The 1,507-nt window shown below is 48.8% G+C and carries 1 protein-coding gene and 1 pseudogene; both read left to right on the top strand.

Annotation, left to right across the window (positions count from 1 at the left end; translation table 11 throughout):
* Positions 1 to 244 precede the first annotated feature (244 nt).
* Positions 245 to 868, top strand: a pseudogene (locus tag Q2M23_RS44375) (endonuclease/exonuclease/phosphatase family protein); the annotation flags it as partial.
* Positions 869 to 1,219: 351 nt separating this feature from the next.
* Positions 1,220 to 1,507: hypothetical protein (locus Q2M23_RS43545; RefSeq protein ID WP_316399508.1), on the top strand; the 288-nt coding region annotated here is incomplete at its 3' end.

Below are 1,507 nucleotides of genomic sequence, written 5' to 3'. Positions count from 1 at the left end.
GGAATGTCGGGGCCAAGCGGTCTTAGGAAGACAAAGTCCCGTGTCAACTCCTTGGCTCACAGAACGACATGGCTACGAGCCGACTTGTGATATCAAAGGAAAGGAGAGATAATGCAGGTAGCAGAGGAAGGGGAGTAAAACCCCCAAGGGTTCAGGCCCCGTGAAGACACTGCTTGTTCAGTTTTCAGGGCATGACCCAGTGGTTTTCCCTTTGTGTACTTTATTCCTTCCTCTTTTTCTCTTGATGGGCTCTAAAAGTTTCATCCAGTGGAACTGCCGAGGACTCATAGCAAACGTAGAGGATATCCATAGTATCCTTGAGAACTCAACTCCACTGACGTTATGTCTTCAGGAAACGCACCTAAATGCCCAACCAGTTAGTTTTTTTAAGCAATACAATGTCTTCAGGAAGGACAGAGCCTGCACTGGCAGGCCCTCAGGAGGGGTTGCTGTTTTGTCCCATAGGTCCATCCCTTTTTCGCATGTGCCGCTTAACACGAACCTTGAGGCAGTTGCGATACGCCTATCACTCGACCGGTTGATAACAGTGTGTTCACTTTATATCCCGCCTTCAAGTGATGTATCACAAAGTGAACTACATGCTCTCGTCTCTCAGCTTCCAGCCCCATTTATTCTGCAGGGTGACTTTAATGCTCATAACCCCTTATGGGGAAGCGCAAAAAGAGACTCCCGAGGCAAACTAATTGAAGACACTCTCCTTCAGGCCACCTGCCTTATGAATAAAAAAGAGCCCACATATATACACGCCGGAAATCTTAGCTTCTCCTGTCTGGACTTGGCCTTCTGCTCACCATCAATATTTCAATGCCTGCAATGGGGCGTCACCAAGAACCCATACGGCAGTGACCATTTTCCTACGTATCTAAAATATCTAGTCCAAGTCAACGCTTTACCCGTCCGTGAGCCAAGGTGGAGACTCGATCGCGCCGACTGGGACAGATATAGGACGCAAGCAGTTTTCCCGCCTGATGTTCTGCAGGGAAGGTCGGTAGAAGAAGCGAATGAAGCTATAACCAACACAATTACACAGTCAGCGGCTGCAGCTATCCCACAGACGTCCGCCTCGTTACCACGAAGATGCAAGCCATGGTGGAATGACGAATGCAAGCAGGCCCGGACGGCACAACAGAGAGCGTGGGCTGTGTTTCGAAGACGCCCGACATCCGCGAACCTCCTTGAATTCAAACGGAAGCGGGCCTTGGCAAAAAGAACGTTCAAAAAAGCCAAACGAACATCGTGGCAGCAGTATGTAAGCACACTAAACACACGGACACCTGCAAAATTTGTGTGGGACCGTCTCAATAGGATTCGTGGAAACTACCATGCATTTAGTCTGCCCCTGATCATTGTTAATGGGACTCCCTGTGCAACACTGTATGAGCAGGCCAACATTCTTTGTGAACATTTTCAACACGTATCCAGCTCAAGCCACTATTCGCCTGCCTTTCTCCAGATTAAGGCTGTGGCAGAAAAGAAAAAGATCGTC

This window comes from Bradyrhizobium sp. 33ap4, assembly GCF_032654765.1.
Taxonomy (GTDB): Bacteria; Pseudomonadota; Alphaproteobacteria; order Rhizobiales; family Xanthobacteraceae; genus Bradyrhizobium; species Bradyrhizobium australafricanum.
The sequence above is the reverse complement of the archived record's forward strand: the minus strand, read 5'-3'. Positions and strand labels throughout refer to the sequence as shown.